Below are 15,394 nucleotides of genomic sequence, written 5' to 3'. Positions count from 1 at the left end.
TATGGCAGGCGAATACCTGAAAAGCTCTGTACACGTTCATTCTAAATTGTGCGACGGCAAAAATACGCTGGATGACATTGCAGTCACCGCGTGGCGGACCGGGCTGCAGACACTGGGCTTCAGCGGCCACAGCCACACCCCCCATGACCTTGAGTATTGCATGACCCAGAGCCGCACCGCCCTGTACAAGGCGCAGGTCGCCAAGCTGAAGGAGCGCTACGCCGGTAAGCTGGACATTCTGTGCGGTCTTGAATGGGACCTGTACAGTGACGATGACCCGACCCAGTATGACTACTGGATTGGCAGTGCGCACTATGTCCACGGCCCCAAGACCGGCAAATACTACGAGATTGACTGGCGCGAGGAGGACCTGCGCGCCTGCATTGACGATGATTTTGACGGTGATGCGCTGGCCGTGGTGGAGGCTTACTTTGCCAACGTGGCCAAGGTTGCCGAGAAGAAGCCGACCATTCTGGGCCATTTTGACCTCATCAAGAAGATTAACGGGGACGGCAAGTTCTTTGACGAGACCGCCCCGCGCTACGCAGCCGCTGCCAATTCTGCCCTGATGGCCGCCGCCCGCAACCGTTGCGTGCTGGAGGTCAACACCTCTGCCGTCTACCGCGGCTTCCGCAAAGATTACTTCCCGTCCGATGCCATTCTGAAGGACTGGCTGGTGCTGTCCGGCAATGTGGTGCTGACCGCTGACGCCCACGATGCCAAGGCGCTGACCTTTGGCTTTGAGGAGGCCGCTGCCAAGCTGAAAGAGCTGGGCTACACCAAGGTTCAGGTGCTGGGCAAGAACGGCTTTACCCCCTGCGAGCTGTAATATTTTACACTGCCGCGCAGGAAAGCAAGGCCCGAAAATAATTTCAAAAAAATCACGCAGAGGGGTTGACAACTCCTCTGCGTTTTTGTATAATAATATACGCATTCTGGCGGCAGCCACTGTGGAGAGGTGTCCGAGTGGTTTATGGAACTGGTCTTGAAAACCAGCGATTCGCGAAAGCGGACCATGGGTTCGAATCCCATCCTCTCCGCCATTTTGTGATAATAAGTGAATATATCCATCACTTTGACTTGTGGAGTAATACTCAAGAGGTCGAAGAGGCGCCCCTGCTAAGGGCGTAGGGTGGGAAACCGCCGCGAGAGTTCAAATCTCTCTTACTCCGCCAACAAAAACCCGCGTATCTGCGTAAGATATGCGGGTTTTTGGTTTATATAGCAGCGCAAAAATTGTACGATAAATAGCCCGTATTCCTGCAAGAATATCGTAAAAGTGTCGTACAAAACCATAGCAGCTTGCAATCTCGGCGATAATTCGGTATACTCTTTTTATAACTATCACAAAAGCGAGGTGTCCGCGATGCGGTTATTTGATGTGCTGGGGCCGGTTATGACCGGGCCGTCCAGCAGCCATACGGCGGGGGCAGTGCGCATCGGCAGCACGGCGCGCCGTCTGCTGGGCGAGGTGCCCGCCGAGGCCGAAATCCTGCTCTACGGCAGCTTTGCCGCCACGGGGCGCGGTCACGGCACGGATCGGGCGCTGGTAGCCGGGCTGCTGGGTATGCAGCCCGATGATGACCGCATCCCGCACAGCTTTGCACTGGCCAAGGAGGCCGGTCTGCACTTTAAAATCGGCACCACCAATCTGCGCGGCGCACACCCCAACACAGCGGTGCTGCGCCTGACCGGCGTATCGGGCCGCAAGCTGGAGGTTGTGGGTGCCTCCATCGGCGGCGGGCGCATCAACATCTGCCAGATAGACGGCATCACAACCAACTTCGGCGGTGACCACAACACACTCATCGTCCACAATCAGGACACCCCCGGCCATGTGGCGGCGGTGACCACCTGCCTGAGCGAGCACGGCGTCAACATCGCCACCATGCAGCTCTATCGCTCGGCGGCGGGCGGCTATGCCGTCATGGTTCTGGAATGTGATGAAGCCATTCCCGACGAGATTGCGGGCGAGCTGCGCAGCAAGCCCGGCATCGTCAAGGTCACGATACTGAATCTGTAAAGGAGGCCGCGACAATGGCATTTTCCTCTGTGCATGAGATGGTCGAGCTCTGCAAAAGCACCGGCAAACCGTTGTTTGAGCTCATTCTGGAGAGCGATCTGGCCGAAAGCGGCCTGACCCGCGCCGAGAGCGAGGCCGAGATGCACCGCCTGTGGTCGGTCATGCAGGCCACCAGTGACGGCTACTGCGGTGCTGACCGTTCGATGAGCGGCTTTGCGGGCGGTGACGCCGCCAAGGTCAGCGCAGCAGCGGCGCAGGGCCTTTTGTACGCCGACGGCTTTTTTGCCGAGGTTATGGCCGAGGCACTGAAAACCGCTGAGTGCAACGCCTGCATGAAACGCATTGTCGCTGCGCCCACGGCGGGCAGCTGCGGCGTTCTGCCCGCTGTGCTGCTGCCGCTGTGGCGGCGCGGGCTGGCCGATGAAGCCGCAATTCACCGCGCCTTGTATGTAGCCGCCGGGTTCGGGCAGGTTGTGGCGGCACGCGCCACCCTGGCCGGGGCCGAGGGCGGCTGCCAGGCCGAGGTTGGCGCTGCCAGCGCAATGGCTGCGGCGGCGCTGGTTGACCTCAAGGGCGGCACCGCCGAGCAGTGCGCCGAGGCGTTTGCCATGGCCCTGACCAATCTGGAGGGTCTGGTCTGTGACCCTGTGGCCGGTCTCGTGGAGATTCCCTGCGTCAAGCGCAATGTCATCGGCGCGATGAACGCTGTCTCCGCCGCCGATATGGCGCTGGCCGGCGTGGTGGGGCACATCCCCGCGGACGAGGTCATTGACGCAATGGCCGAGGTCGGCAGCGCCATGAGCAAGGACCTGCGGGAGACCGGCATCGGCGGTCTGGCGGGCACCCCCACCGGCCGTGCCATCTGCGAGATCGTCACGATGAACAATGAGGAAGAGGAGGCGTAAATTTCCTCCGCAGCAAACGGACGGGCGCATACGGCATGCATCCCTGCGGCCGCCCCTACAATCATTTCTATTATAATAATAAGGAGAACTGCTTTTTGAAATCAGGTGCTTTGGAGCTTGTGCGCTGACCGGGAGGTCGCGCCATTGCCAAATGCTACGCGTTCCTCCCACACGGATTTTTTACCGCTTACTGTAAAAATTCGGGAGGACACATCCATGAACCGTGAAAACAAACGCAAACAATTCCAAAACGGATACTATAAAAACCACCGCTGTGACGACACCTTTACCTGCAAGCACTGCGGGCGGGTCGTGGTGCCCATCGGGGCGGGCACACAGCACCGCAACCATTGCCCCAACTGCCTTGTCAGCCTGCATCTGGACAATGAACCCGGCGACCGCGCTGCCGACTGCGGCGGACAGATGGAGCCCATCGCCGTCTGGGTACGCAAAAGCGGCGAGTGGGCGCTCATCCACCGCTGCCGTTTATGCGGCAGGCTGACCTCAAACCGCATTGCTGCGGATGACAATCCCATGCTGTTGATGAGCATCGCCATGCGTCCGCTCTGCGCACCGCCGTTCCCGCTGGAGCGCATTGAGGAAATGACCGCCCTGATGGGCGGGGAGGGAAGGATGCGGTGAATGTTTGCGGGGTGCGCCAAACGGCATCACAAACCGTAGGGCGGCATGCCCCCATGCCGCCGGGGCGTTGAGGACCCCACCCCTCTGCCATGCTTTCTACGCAACTTCCCATTTACAAATTTCTCCAATATGATATACTGAAATTAAAATAAAAAAAATCAGGAGGAACCCTTTATGAACGTGAACGATCCGCGCTGGGCGTCCATTGACGCCTTTGTGGAGGAGAACCGTGACAATATCCTGCGGGACATCACCCGCCTGGTGGCTGTGCCCAGTGTGGAGGGTACGCCCGAGCCCGGCGCACCGTTCGGCCCCGGCCCCAAGGCCGCGCTGGACAAGGCACTGGAAATTGCCGCCGAGCTGGGCCTTGACACCTTCAACGCCGACAGCTACATCGGCTGGGCCGAGACCGGCAAAATCGCCGATGGGCAGAAGTTTTTGGCCACCATCACCCACACCGACGTTGTGCCCGAGGGCAACGGCTGGGACGCCGACCCCTACACCGTCCGCGTGCGGGACGGCTGGCTGCTGGGCCGCGGCGTGGCCGATGACAAAGGCCCCAGCATCCTCTGCCTGTACGCGCTGAAATACCTCAAGGATAGCGGCGCTGCACTGAAGTACCCCGTCCGCGCTCTGCTGGGCGCCAACGAGGAGACCAATATGCACGACGTGGACTACTACGCCGAGCACTACCCGATGCCCGCCTTCTGCTTCACCCCCGATGCCGAGTTCCCGGTCTGCAACGGCGAGAAGGGCGGCTTCAACGGCGAGCTCGTCAGCCCCAAATTTGAAAACGGCATCATCACCGCCTTTGAGGGCGGCGTGGCCCACAATGCCGTGCCGGACCGCGCCTCCTGCACCGTACAGGTTGCCGCGGGCGCACTGGTTCCCTGCGAAGGCGTGACCTTTGAAGCAGGGGAGGGCGGTGCCACCGTCATCCGCGGCTGGGGCAAGAGCGGCCACGCCGCCATGCCGGAGGGCACTGTCAATGCCATCGGCCTGATTGTGGACTGCCTGCTCAAGAGCGGCGTCTGCACCCCGCAGGAGGAGGCCTATCTGCAGGTGCTGCACACCTTGCACGCCACCACGGACGGCAGTGCGCTGGGCATTGCCGCAGACGATGGCCTGTTTGACCCGCTGACCATCATCGGCGGTACGATTGAGATGAAGGACGGCGTTATCCGCCAGAGCTTCGACTGCCGCTATCCGACCAACACCGACCCCGAAAAGATGACTGCCGCCCTGCAGAAGGTCTGCGGCACGGCGGCCACGATTGAGAACGTGACCAGCCGCGTGCCGTTCTATATTGACGCCGACAGCCCGGCCATCCAGACGCTGATCAACACCTACAACGATGTGACCGGCGAGGGCAAGAAGCCCTTCACGATGGGCGGCGGCACCTACGCCCGCCACTTCCCGTATGCCGTCAGCTTCGGCCCCGAGCACACCGACATCGAGATTCCGTCCTTCGCAGGCCCGATGCACGGCGCCAACGAGGGCACACCCTTTGAAAAGCTGATTGAGGCACTGAAGATTTATATTCTGGCCCTGCTGCGCCTGCAGGAGATTGAGCTGTAAAGCGCCGGGTACGGCGGACGGGCAAGGCCCACCCCCGCACAGGACGCCAATGGTATAGCCAAGGTAAAATTTCAAACGGACAGCCCGGGTGGCTGTCCGTTTTTTGTTGCAGGATTGTTATTTTTTATACAGCTATTGTATTCTGCACCGATTGCGAAAATTGTTGCAAATCTTGCGCGTTCGGTGCAAAAACGCCTGTTTGTCCCATTTGCTTGCTTGACTTGACTTTGAAAAATGGTACAATAAACTTGTATTGTTATCCACCCCGGCAGGGGAGCAGAAACGCCTGCCCCGGTGAGAAATTCAGAGAAACGGGGGAAATCAGATTGTTCAAGTCCCTAAAGCGCTCTGCCAAGGGTGCCGCTGTGCCGCACACGAAGGCAACCGCCGGGCAGCCGACCGTCAAGATGCCGGTGCCTGAGCACGTTGTCATTCCTATGTCGATGCACATCGGTGCGCCTGCAGAGCCGGTCGTCAAAAAAGGCGACACCGTCATGGTCGGCACCATAATTGGCAAGGCCGGCGGTTTTGTGTCCGCCAACATCTATTCCAGCGTGTCCGGCACCGTGCAGGATGTCGCCCCGCTGCGCATGGCCAACGGTTCTATGGCAACCGCCGTTGCCATCAAGACCGATGGCGCACAAACCGTTGACCCTGCCTGTGTGCCGCCGGTTGTGACCGACAAGGCCAGCCTGCTGGCCGCCGTGCAGGCCTGCGGTCTGGTGGGCGTGGGCGGCGCAGGCTTCCCGACGCACGTCAAGCTGGCTGCCAACACCATCGACACGCTGCTCATCAACGCGGCCGAGTGTGAGCCCTACCTGACCACCGACTGCCGCGAGATGCTCGAGTGCAGCGACGCCATCATTTCCGGCATTGCCGCTGTCATGAAGTACTGCGAGATTCCGCACTGCATCATCGGCATTGAGCGCAACAAGCCGGAGTGCATCGACCTGCTGGCCTCCCTCACCCGCGAGATGAAGGGTGTCGAGGTCAAGGGTCTGCCCATGCGTTACCCGCAGGGCGCTGAAAAGACGCTGGTTGAGACCTGCACCGGCCGCGAAGTACCACAGATTGGCCCCTCCGGCAAGCCGGGCCTGCCCGCCGACGCCGGCTGCGTCATTATGAACGTCACCTCCGTCTCCACGCTGGGCAAGTTCCTCAAGACCGGTATTCCGCTGGTTTCCAAGCGCGTCACGGTCGAGGGCGACGCCATCGTCAAGCCCCAGAACATCGAGGTTCCCATCGGCACGCTCTACCGCGACGTCATCGAGGCGTGCGGCGGCATCAAGGAAGGTGTCGAGCTGGGCAAGATTATCTTCGGCGGCCCGATGATGGGCGCAGCCGCCCCCAGCGCAGACTTCCCGGTGCTGAAGCAGAACAACGGTCTGCTGCTGTTCAGCAAGCAGGCTGCCACGCTGCCGGAGCCCTCTGCCTGCATCCGCTGCGGCCGCTGCATCGAGGCCTGCCCGATGGGTCTGGAGCCCGTGGTCATCGCGCAGGATTTTGCAAGCAAGGACTTTACTGCACTGAAGGCACGCTGCGTTGATTTGTGCGTGGCCTGCGGCAGCTGCACCTACGCCTGCCCCGCCAAGCGCCCCGTCAGCCAGACGATGGGCCTTGCCAAGGGCTGGTACATGGCCGAGCTGCGGAAAGGAGGCAAATAATTCATGGAAGATCGTCTGATCGTAACCGCCTCGCCGCATATCCGTGAAGCATCCACCACCCGCGGGCTGATGGGCAATGTTGTCATTGCGCTGCTGCCCGCCGTGATTGCCGCGGGTCTGATTTTCGGCGTGCAGGCGCTGGTGCTGGTCGCCGTGACCACGCTGGCCTGCGTGGCGTTTGAGTACCTGTATGAGGTGCTGCTGAAAAAGCCCAACACCGTTGGGGATTTGTCTGCCGTTGTCACCGGCATCATTCTGGCACTGAATATGCCGGTGGGTATGCCGCTTTGGATTGCCGTTGTGGGTGCCTTTGTGGCCATTGTCATCACCAAGCAGCTGTTTGGCGGTCTGGGCTACAACTTCGCCAACCCCGCACTGGTGGGCCGTATCGTGCTGTTCCTCGGCTTCACCTCCCGTATGACCGCCTATGTCTACCCCGATATGGCGGTGGACGCGCTGGCCTCCGCCACGCCGCTGGCTGTGGCCGACAAGACCAGCCTGAGCCTGCTGGATTTGTTCCTCGGCTTCCACGGCGGTATGATGGGTGAGGTCTGCGTGCTGGCTGTCCTGCTGGGCTTTGCCTATCTGGTTGCCACCCGCACCATTCAGGCCACCATCCCGGTCACCATCGTGGCCACCGTCTTTGTGCTGACCGCTCTGAACACCGGCAGCCCCTACACCGCCCTTGTCGAGTGTATGTCCGGCGGCCTGCTGTTCGGCTCTGTCTTTATGGCAACCGACTACGTCACCAGCCCTTTTACCACCAAGGGCAAGCTGTTCTACGGCGTGTTCATCGGTCTCATCACCTTCCTCATCCGCCATTTCGGCTCGATGAACGAGGGCATGAGCTATGCCATCCTGCTGGGCAACCTGATGACCCCGTGGTTCAACGCATGGGGCCACCAGACGCCGCTGGGCTACAAAAAGCCCAAGAAAGCCAAGAAAGGCGGTGCTGAATAATGGCTGAAAAGCAGAACACGGAGAAGCAGAGCGCTTTCAAAGAGCTTGTGCTACCGGTTATTGTGCTGGTTGTCATCTGCCTTGTCTGCAGCGCCCTGCTGGCTGTGCTGAATGATATCACCGCACCCATCATTGCAGAAAACACGCAGGCCGAGACGCTGGCCGCTTATGTATCTGTCCTGCCCGAGGGCACGACCACCGACAGCATGACCGCCATCGACGGCCTGACCACCGCCAATGTGCAGGGCGCTGTCCGGACCGCGGACGGCAGCGTGGCCGTCAAGGCCGCCGCTTCCGGCTACTCCGGCAAGGATGTCACCGTCTACGTCGCCTTTGACGCCGAGGGTGCCATCTCCGGCATCTCCATCGACGGCTCCACACAGACCACCGGCATCGGCTCCAAGGTTTCGGATGAATCCTTTGCCTCCGGCTTCATCGGCTGGAATGGGGGAGAGGTTGCTTCCGGCAGCCCCGTGGACGGCATTGCCGGTGCCACCTACTCCAGCAACGGCGCGTTCAACGCCATCAACGCAGCCATTGACTGCTTCAACAACGAGATCAAGGGGGTGCAGTAAGCTATGAACGAGAAACCGAGCAAGTGGAAGGTTTTTACGGCCGGTATCATCCGTGAGAACCCCGTTCTGCGTCTGGTGCTGGGCTGCTGCTCCGCACTGGCTGTCACCACCACCGTTTCCGGTGCTGTGGGCATGGGTCTGGCCATGACCTTCGTTCTGGTCTGCTCCAACATCGTTATCTCGGCTCTGCGCAAGGTCATTCCGGCCAAGGTGCATCTTCCGTGCTACATCGTTATCATCGCTACCTTCGTCACCGTTGTGCAGATGGTGCTGCAGGCCTTCGTGCCCGATTTGTACAAGGCGCTGGGCGTCTATCTGGCACTGATTGTCGTCAACTGCATCATTCTGGGCCGTGCCGAGATGTTCGCCTGCAAGAACACCATCGTAGACTCCGCGCTGGACGGTCTGGGCATGGGCATCGGCTACATCCTGACCATGCTGCTTATGTCCTCCATCCGTGAGATTATCGGCAGCGGCACCTGGATGGGCATTACCATCATCCCGGAGAGCGTTGACCGTATGACCGTCATGAACTCCGCGCCGGGCGGCTTCTTCGTCTTTGGCTGCCTGATGGCCGGCTGTGTCTGGCTGGAGCGCAAGCTGAACAAGCCCATTGAGCGCAAGAGCTGCGGCGACGTGATGCTGGACAAGATTGACGCCGCCAAGGCAGAACAGAAGGAGGGTGCTGAACAATGACCTCTCATATCGCAACGTTTGCCACCATCTTCTTCAGCATGATTCTGGTCAACAACTACGTGCTGGTGCAGTTCCTGGGCATCTGCCCCTTCCTCGGCGTTTCCAAAAAGCTGGATTCCTCCGCAGGCATGGGCGCAGCTGTCATCGTGGTTATGGTCATTGCCACGGCCGTGACCTTCCCGCTGCAGATTTTCCTGCTGGATGCCTACAATCTGGGCTATCTGCAGACCATCATCTTCATCCTTGTCATTGCCGTTCTTGTGCAGCTGATTGAGATTACGCTGAAGAAGTACGTGCCCGCCCTGTACCAGAGTCTGGGCGTTTACCTGCCGCTGATTACCACCAACTGCTGCGTGCTGGGTGTCACCATTCTGGCCGTGCAGGACTACTCCGCCGTTGTGGCTGAGTACGGCTTTGGTCTGGCCTACGCCGAGGCGCTGATCTGCTCTGCCGGTGCAGGCGTCGGCTTCCTGGTTGCCATGCTGCTGTTCTGCGGCGTGCGCTCCCGCGTGGAGGCTGCCAACCCGCCGGAGAGCTTCAAGGGTCTGCCCATCACGCTGGTTTCTGCCGCCATCACCTCCATGAGCTTCATGGGCTTCGGTGGTCTGGTCGAAAACATCATCAACGCGATATTCTAAGAAAGGGGAATGGAGAGAATGAACCCTATCGTATTTGCTATCGTTGTCTTGGTGGTGCTGGGTCTGGCCGGCGGCGTTATTCTGGTGCTGGCCTCCAAGTTTATGGCCGTGTATGAGGACCCGCGCATCGCTCAGATTACCGAGTGTCTGGCCGGTGCCAACTGCGGCGGCTGCGGCTATGCCGGCTGCGCCGACTACGCCAAGGCCATTGTCGAGAACGGTGCCCCCCACCTTCAAGTGCGCGCCGGGCGGCGATAAGACCGCTGACGCCATCAACACCATTATGGGCAATGACACCGATGACCGCCCCAGCCTGCGCGCTACCGTCATCTGCGCGGGCGGCGAGAACTGCGGCAAGCGCTTTGACTATCAGGGCATCCAGACCTGTGCCGCTGCCGCCAGTATTGCCGGCGGCCCCAGCGCCTGCGCCTACGGCTGCCTGGGTCTGGGCGACTGCACCCGCGCCTGCAAGTTTGACGCCATTCACATTGTCAACGGCGTGGCCGTTGTCGACCGCCAGAAATGCACCGGCTGCACGGCCTGCACCGTGGCCTGCCCGCGCCATGTCATCCAGATGAAACCCATTGCCCCGCAGCCCGCGGTCAAGTGCTCCAGCAAGGACAAGGGCGCCGTGGTCAACAAGACCTGCAAGGTCGGCTGCATCGCCTGCGGTCTCTGCGTGCGCAACTGCCCGAATCAGGCCATCTTCCTGAAGGACAACGTGGCCGTGATTGACTACACCAAGTGCAACGGCTGCGGCACCTGCGTTGCAAAGTGCCCCAAGAAGGCCATCCAGTGGGTGGAGGGCACACCCCGCCCCATGGATGCCCCCGTGCCCGAGCATGAAGTGCTGAAAACACGCGTATAATTCAAGCATCCGTCCCCGCCGCAAGGCGGGGATTTTTTTTGTAAAATTTCAAATATTTTTTCAAAAAAGCAAGACAAATTCCTAAAGTCGTGCTATACTGTGTTCAGAATAACAACTGTAATCATCAGGAGGTTTGCTGTTATGGAAATCACCAAAGATATTCTTTATGTCGGTGTCAATGACCACCTTGTCGATTTATTCGAGAGCCAGTATGACGTTCCCAACGGTATGGCGTACAATTCTTACCTGATTTGCGATGACAAGGTCGCGGTTATGGACAGTGTGGACGCCCACTTCACCGATGAGTGGATCACCAAAATTGCCGCCGCGCTGGGCGAGCGCGCACCCGATTACTTCGTTGTGCAGCATATGGAGCCTGACCACTCCGGCTCTGTGGATGCCTTTGCGCAGGCCTACCCGAAGACAACCATCGTTGCCTCTGCGCAGGCGTTCAATATGATGAAGGCCTACTTCGGCACCGACTACGCCGACCGCCGCATCATTGTCAAGGAAGGGGACACCCTGCCGCTGGGCCGCCACACCCTGCATTTTGTCACCGCGCCGATGGTTCACTGGCCCGAGGTCATCATGACCTATGACGATGCCGACAAGGTGCTGTTCAGCGCGGATGCGTTCGGCAAGTTCGGTGCGCTGGACGTGGAGGAGCCTTGGCTACCGGAGGCCCGCCGCTACTTCATCGGCATTGTGGGCAAGTATGGCGTACAGGTGCAGGCCGTGCTGAAAAAGGCCGCTGCGCTGGACATCGAGACCGTCTGCAGCCTGCATGGCCCCATCCTGCACAAGGAGCAGCTGGGCGATGTGCTGGCCGCCTATGACACGTGGAGCGCCTACCGCCCCGAAACCGAGGGTGTGCTGGTGGCCTACAACAGCATCTACGGTCACACGGCAGAGGCTGCCAACAAGCTGGCCGAGGCTCTGCGTGCGAAGGGCATGGAGACCATCGCAATGGATCTGGCCCGCTGCGATATGGCTGAGGCCGTGGCGCAGGCATTCCGCTTCAGCAAGCTGGTGCTGGCAACGCCGACCTACAACGCCGATGTGTTCCCCTTTATGAAGGACTTCATCAACCACCTGACCGAGCGCAACTACCAGAACCGCACAGTCGCCTTTATTGAGAACGGCTCCTGGGCGCCGATGGCCGCCAAGGTTATGCGCAAGATGCTGGAAGCCAGCAAGAACCTGACCTTTGCCGAGACCACCGTCACCGTCAAGGGTGCGCTGAACGACGTCTCCGAAGCGCAGCTTGCCGCACTGGCCGATGAACTGAGCAAGTAACCCAATTTCCCTTATCAAACCGCAAACCTCCGCCCCGGGTGCGTTTTTTCGCGCTTCGGGGCGGGGGTTGCTTTATCTCTTTTTGTACAGGACCAGCTCCGGGTTTACGCCGTCCTTTTCATAGGTGCACACCAGCAGAAAGTCCATATCGGCCACCACGCCGAAGCACCGGTTCCCGCCAAATTCTGACTCCAGCTGGTTGCCGAGGTAGGTTTTTCCATCCTCCAGAAATCTGACAGTGCTGCCGTTCGGCAAACGATAGGCAAGGTTCACATACCGGCCCACCAGCGCGTTCAGCTTTTCCAGCTTCGGCATACCCTCTATCTGCAGGGCGTTGATTTCTTGTATCAGCTGCCGCTTGAACGCCTCAAACTGGCCGTTGTCGCTCAGCTCATCATAGCGCTTCCAGTAGCCGAGCGTCGGCAGCAGCTCCTTCAAATAGGCGCGCGCCTGTTCCTCGGTGAACTGCTCGTTCACCATATTTTTGACGCAGACCGCAATCAGGTCATCCATATCGTGGTAGGTGTACGTGCCGTCGGCATAGCACCACTGGCAGTATTCCTCGTTCAGGGTGCCATCACGGTTCCGGCCAAGGACGGCATCGTCCTGCAGCGGCATCCCACAGCACTGGCAGACCAGCTGCCGCGGCGAGCCGAGAAGCGTATTGATGGAAACGTCAAACAGGTTGGAAAGCAGCTTTAGCGTCTCGGTGTTGGGCACCGTTTCACCGGTTTCCCAGCGCGAGACCGCCTGCCGTGTCACAAATACTTTTTCGGCCAGCTCATCTTGTGACATCCGCTTTTTCGTGCGGAGCTGATGGATTACATCCTTGGTGTTCAATAGAAAGCACCTCCTTGTAATTCCAATTATAGGCGTTGGCAGGTGCAACCGCAAGCAACCCGCAGTTGCGGGTCAAACGGCATATGTCCGGGCGCGGGCGGGCGGAGCAGAGCCCCGCCCCTACTGCGCTATAGGGGGAACACCTGTAGGGAGGGGTCTTGACCCCTCCGATGCGCAGGAGATGGCTATAAAACAGTGTTCGGCAAACTGGAATTTTCAAATTAGTCTTTGCAAATAACCTTTGAACCTTCACCATCAATTACAATTCCCTGACGGTTGTTAATTGGGCATAGATTCAAATCCGAAAACTCAGTCATTATTTTCTCGGTAACTTTCTTAAATGGTGCTGTAAGATAATGCGGAAGAACATAGAAATCAATCAAATCAAGCCCTGCATCATCTTCTTGTGAGTAGTCCTCCGGCTTTTCATCCATTTGCTCGATATATTGGATGCTTGGAGCGCATATAATCGCACCTGCCGATTCACCAACCATCAGTTTTCCCTTTGCCAATTCTTTCTTCAACAGCTCATCCGTTCCCGTTTTACGGAGCTGGTCTATAAGGAAAAAAGAATTTCCGCCGGTAAAATATATCACATCCGCATCTTCAAAAACAGACTGTATCGTTGAATAAGCCTCCGTTGAAATATCAATTTCAGTTACGATTGCTCCCAACTTTTTGAATAGTTTTCGAGCCGAGCCGACATAACCGGTGTAGCCTTCACGCAGCGAAGCTGTTGGAATAAATGCGACTTTTTTATTTTCAATTTCTTCCTTTATCAGACTTCCTACACTTGAAAAGTGCGAACATAAAAACAGTTTCATCAATATTCTCCTTTATATATAAATTCCGATTTGTTGAACTGAGTATATCATACCGCCATCCGAAATGCTACCCCTCTATGTCAGAGCAAAGCAAAAGGCAGGGCACCACCTCCATGGTGATACCCCGCCTTTGTTCGTTCCTGCTCACCGTTCTGCGTACTCCCGCCGCAGAACCTCCCGTAAACAAAAAACGTACCCGAACCCTTTTTCATAAAGAATCGGGTTCGGGTACGAACTATATGGTGGAGGATGGGGGACTCGAACCCTCGACCTCTGCGATGTGAACGCAGCGCTCTAACCAGCTGAGCTAATCATCCATAGGCGATTGACAAATGATATTATAAGGGATTTTGCCCCGTTTGTCAAGTGTGAATTTCAAATTTATTTGTCGTGGACTTTTTGCGGCAAATGGGCTATACTGTTGGCAGAATCGGGAAAGACTAACTATTAAAAGTCAAGCCCCAAAACAAAATTTTCGAGAGAAATTTTAAGGTGGTGAAAATTGGTATAGCAAACAAGAGCATCCGTTGTCGGATACTCGCTCCGTATAAAATCGCACGCTTAATAATCAGCTAAGAAGGCTTTCCCAGAACGCTGCATAGCAAAAATAAGCCTTACCAGCTTTTTAGCAGCATGAGAGATGGCAACATTGTAATGCTTTCCCTCAGAACGCTTCTTTTCAAGATAGGCCGAGAATGTAGGACACCAAAGGCAAACATATTTGGCGGCATTGAAAAGAGCATATCGCAAATATCTGGAGCCACGCTTTTCCATGTGAGCATAACAGTTTTGCAGTTGCCCTGACTGATATGTAGATGGAGAGAGTCCAGCATAAGCCAGCAGCTTGTCTGCGCTTGCAAAGTTGGAAAAATCTCCAATTTCAGCAAGAATCATTGCACCCATATGTCGGCCAATACCGGGGATTGTAAAGATGGGAGAATCCATCTGAGATGTAATCTTGTCAATTGCGGATTCTACCTCAGAAATTTCTTTGTCCAGCTCGCGGATGAGAGCAATCGTGTGTTTCAACTCCATAGACTTAGCAGGCATTTTCGAGCCAATGGAGACCCCTGCGGCTACTTGGATTTCCGCGGTTTTAGACTTGGTATAACGACCTTTAGAGGCGGTGCAAAGAGTCTCAGCGAGTTCTTCAGTATTGGCGTTTGCGATATAGCTTGCACCCGGATAGTTGCTCAGCAGTGCGTATACAACAGCGATGTGCAGGCTTGAAACCAGCTTTTCGAGCTCCGGAAATAGAATATTCACTAACCGCGCAACGGAGCTTTTCAGCTTGGCGCGCTCTTTTACCTTATCAAATCTGTATCTGGTTAGTGACTTTAGCTCTTCATTGTGGTATGCTGTATTTGAGTAGGACTTGAGGTCCACATCAGACATGAGCATCATTGCAATGGTACGCGCGTCTATCCAATCTGTTTTGGTTCTTCGCAGGCTGAGACTTTTCCGGTAGAGGTTCGTGTGCAGAGGGTTAATGACATAGGTTGCCAGGCCGCTGTCTAAAAGAAACCCCAGCAGATTGTAGCTGTAATGTCCTGTGGCTTCAAGCCCTACTTTTATTTTGCTTTCACCTTGGGAACAGCTTTGGATTCTTGAAAGAAGCGTCTCAAAACCGATGCGGTTATTGGCAATGGTAAATACATCTGCCAAGACCGTTCCTTCCGAGTTGAGGATAAAGCAATCGTGCTTGTCCTTTGCAACATCGATACCAACAAAAATCATTTCTTTTTACCTCCGGCGTTTTATTTTACAGTGCTGCTTAGAGCCACACCTCTTTGCTATGTAACCTCGTTCTATATAAACCGTCTGGCGGTATCTAACTGATTAACACTAAAAACAAAGAGCCGTGGTTGGAGCCTTTCCGAAACCG

The 15,394-nt window shown here is 57.2% G+C and carries 16 protein-coding genes and 3 tRNA genes; 15 read left to right on the top strand and 4 right to left on the bottom strand.

Translation table 11 applies throughout. From position 1 onward, the window contains the following. The first annotated feature begins 1 nt into the window (after nt 1). The 15 genes from NE623_RS03060 to NE623_RS02990 all read left to right on the top strand — a co-directional run bounded on the left by NE623_RS03060 (nt 2) and on the right by NE623_RS02990 (nt 11,845). Nucleotides 2-829 (top strand): histidinol-phosphatase HisJ family protein, encoded by an 828-nt coding sequence (locus NE623_RS03060; RefSeq protein WP_256271729.1) that lies wholly within the window; start codon nt 2-4, stop codon nt 827-829. Nucleotides 830-952: 123 nt separating this feature from the next. Continuing rightward, nucleotides 953-1,043 (top strand) — tRNA-Ser (locus NE623_RS03055). A gap of 41 nt (nt 1,044-1,084) precedes the next feature. Further along, nucleotides 1,085-1,175: transfer RNA gene (locus NE623_RS03050), tRNA-Ser, on the top strand. 191 nt (nt 1,176-1,366) lie between these two features. Next, nucleotides 1,367-2,023: an L-serine ammonia-lyase, iron-sulfur-dependent subunit beta gene (gene sdaAB / locus NE623_RS03045; RefSeq protein ID WP_256271730.1), complete on the top strand. Its 657-nt coding sequence runs from the start codon at nt 1,367-1,369 to the stop codon at nt 2,021-2,023. 14 nt (nt 2,024-2,037) lie between these two features. Further along, nucleotides 2,038-2,928, top strand: a complete 891-nt coding sequence (gene sdaAA / locus NE623_RS03040; protein ID WP_256271731.1) for an L-serine ammonia-lyase, iron-sulfur-dependent, subunit alpha — start codon at nt 2,038-2,040, stop codon at nt 2,926-2,928. Between the two features lie 216 nt (nt 2,929-3,144). Continuing rightward, complete coding sequence (locus NE623_RS03035; RefSeq protein WP_256271732.1) at nt 3,145-3,570, top strand: RNHCP domain-containing protein; 426 nt, start codon at nt 3,145-3,147, stop codon at nt 3,568-3,570. A gap of 174 nt (nt 3,571-3,744) precedes the next feature. Beyond that, nucleotides 3,745-5,148 (top strand): Sapep family Mn(2+)-dependent dipeptidase, encoded by a 1,404-nt coding sequence (locus NE623_RS03030; RefSeq protein ID WP_256271733.1) that lies wholly within the window; start codon nt 3,745-3,747, stop codon nt 5,146-5,148. Between the two features lie 326 nt (nt 5,149-5,474). After that, nucleotides 5,475-6,812 carry an RnfABCDGE type electron transport complex subunit C gene (locus NE623_RS03025; protein ID WP_256271734.1) on the top strand — a complete coding sequence of 446 codons (1,338 nt, stop codon included), beginning with the start codon at nt 5,475-5,477 and terminating at the stop codon, nt 6,810-6,812. Nucleotides 6,813-6,815: 3 nt separating this feature from the next. Continuing rightward, complete coding sequence (locus NE623_RS03020) at nt 6,816-7,772, top strand: RnfABCDGE type electron transport complex subunit D (protein WP_256271735.1); 957 nt, start codon at nt 6,816-6,818, stop codon at nt 7,770-7,772. Continuing rightward, a complete protein-coding gene (locus NE623_RS03015) occupies nt 7,772-8,347 on the top strand; it encodes an FMN-binding protein (RefSeq protein ID WP_256271736.1) in 576 nt (191 codons plus the stop codon). Before NE623_RS03020 ends, NE623_RS03015 begins: the two co-directional genes overlap by 1 nt. A gap of 3 nt (nt 8,348-8,350) precedes the next feature. After that, nucleotides 8,351-9,043 (top strand): electron transport complex subunit RsxE, encoded by a 693-nt coding sequence (gene rsxE, locus NE623_RS03010; protein ID WP_256271737.1) that lies wholly within the window; start codon nt 8,351-8,353, stop codon nt 9,041-9,043. Continuing rightward, nucleotides 9,040-9,681 carry an electron transport complex protein RnfA gene (locus tag NE623_RS03005; RefSeq protein WP_256271738.1) on the top strand — a complete coding sequence of 214 codons (642 nt, stop codon included), beginning with the start codon at nt 9,040-9,042 and terminating at the stop codon, nt 9,679-9,681. Before rsxE ends, NE623_RS03005 begins: the two co-directional genes overlap by 4 nt. An 18-nt stretch (nt 9,682-9,699) precedes the next feature. After that, the gene (locus tag NE623_RS03000) at nt 9,700-9,939 is read left to right on the top strand and encodes a (Fe-S)-binding protein (RefSeq protein WP_256276134.1); all 240 of its coding nucleotides are present in this window, start codon (nt 9,700-9,702) and stop codon (nt 9,937-9,939) included. Then, nucleotides 9,902-10,549 carry a 4Fe-4S binding protein gene (locus NE623_RS02995; RefSeq protein ID WP_256276133.1) on the top strand — a complete coding sequence of 216 codons (648 nt, stop codon included), beginning with the start codon at nt 9,902-9,904 and terminating at the stop codon, nt 10,547-10,549. Before NE623_RS03000 ends, NE623_RS02995 begins: the two co-directional genes overlap by 38 nt. A gap of 141 nt (nt 10,550-10,690) precedes the next feature. Next, nucleotides 10,691-11,845 carry an FprA family A-type flavoprotein gene (locus NE623_RS02990; RefSeq protein ID WP_256271740.1) on the top strand — a complete coding sequence of 385 codons (1,155 nt, stop codon included), beginning with the start codon at nt 10,691-10,693 and terminating at the stop codon, nt 11,843-11,845. A gap of 72 nt (nt 11,846-11,917) precedes the next feature. Here the strand turns inward: NE623_RS02990 and NE623_RS02985 are convergent, their stop codons facing one another. From NE623_RS02985 to NE623_RS02970, 4 genes are all read right to left on the bottom strand, one after another. Continuing rightward, on the bottom strand, nt 11,918-12,685 hold the full coding sequence (locus NE623_RS02985; RefSeq protein ID WP_256271741.1) for a zinc ribbon domain-containing protein: 768 nt from the start codon (nt 12,683-12,685) through the stop codon (nt 11,918-11,920). A 221-nt stretch (nt 12,686-12,906) separates the two neighbouring features. Further along, complete coding sequence (locus NE623_RS02980; RefSeq protein WP_256271742.1) at nt 12,907-13,509, bottom strand: Type 1 glutamine amidotransferase-like domain-containing protein; 603 nt, start codon at nt 13,507-13,509, stop codon at nt 12,907-12,909. Between the two features lie 240 nt (nt 13,510-13,749). After that, a tRNA-Val gene (locus NE623_RS02975) sits at nt 13,750-13,826 on the bottom strand. 244 nt (nt 13,827-14,070) lie between these two features. Then, complete coding sequence (locus tag NE623_RS02970; RefSeq protein ID WP_256271743.1) at nt 14,071-15,246, bottom strand: IS110 family transposase; 1,176 nt, start codon at nt 15,244-15,246, stop codon at nt 14,071-14,073. Between the last annotated feature and the right edge of the window lie 148 nt (nt 15,247-15,394).

Source organism: Gemmiger formicilis, from assembly GCF_024462815.1.
Lineage (GTDB): Bacteria > Bacillota > Clostridia > Oscillospirales > Ruminococcaceae > Gemmiger.
Note: the sequence above shows the minus strand (reverse complement) of the source record. Positions and strands in the feature narration are given on the sequence as shown.

What these genes read in the sequence shown, in the direction of transcription:
- sdaAB (WP_256271730.1), top strand. Translation starts at nt 1,367, where the DNA reads ATGCGGTTATTTGATGTGCTGGGGCCGGTTATGACCGGGCCGTCCAGC.
- NE623_RS03030 (WP_256271733.1), top strand. Translation starts at nt 3,745, where the DNA reads ATGAACGTGAACGATCCGCGCTGGGCGTCCATTGACGCCTTTGTGGAG.
- NE623_RS02990 (WP_256271740.1), top strand. Translation starts at nt 10,691, where the DNA reads ATGGAAATCACCAAAGATATTCTTTATGTCGGTGTCAATGACCACCTT.
- NE623_RS02970 (WP_256271743.1), bottom strand. Translation starts at nt 15,246, where the DNA reads ATGATTTTTGTTGGTATCGATGTTGCAAAGGACAAGCACGATTGCTTT.
- NE623_RS02980 (WP_256271742.1), bottom strand. Translation starts at nt 13,509, where the DNA reads ATGAAACTGTTTTTATGTTCGCACTTTTCAAGTGTAGGAAGTCTGATA.
- NE623_RS03060 (WP_256271729.1), top strand. Translation starts at nt 2, where the DNA reads ATGGCAGGCGAATACCTGAAAAGCTCTGTACACGTTCATTCTAAATTG.
- sdaAA (WP_256271731.1), top strand. Translation starts at nt 2,038, where the DNA reads ATGGCATTTTCCTCTGTGCATGAGATGGTCGAGCTCTGCAAAAGCACC.
- rsxE (WP_256271737.1), top strand. Translation starts at nt 8,351, where the DNA reads ATGAACGAGAAACCGAGCAAGTGGAAGGTTTTTACGGCCGGTATCATC.
- NE623_RS03020 (WP_256271735.1), top strand. Translation starts at nt 6,816, where the DNA reads ATGGAAGATCGTCTGATCGTAACCGCCTCGCCGCATATCCGTGAAGCA.
- NE623_RS03000 (WP_256276134.1), top strand. Translation starts at nt 9,700, where the DNA reads ATGAACCCTATCGTATTTGCTATCGTTGTCTTGGTGGTGCTGGGTCTG.
- NE623_RS03015 (WP_256271736.1), top strand. Translation starts at nt 7,772, where the DNA reads ATGGCTGAAAAGCAGAACACGGAGAAGCAGAGCGCTTTCAAAGAGCTT.
- NE623_RS03035 (WP_256271732.1), top strand. Translation starts at nt 3,145, where the DNA reads ATGAACCGTGAAAACAAACGCAAACAATTCCAAAACGGATACTATAAA.
- NE623_RS03005 (WP_256271738.1), top strand. Translation starts at nt 9,040, where the DNA reads ATGACCTCTCATATCGCAACGTTTGCCACCATCTTCTTCAGCATGATT.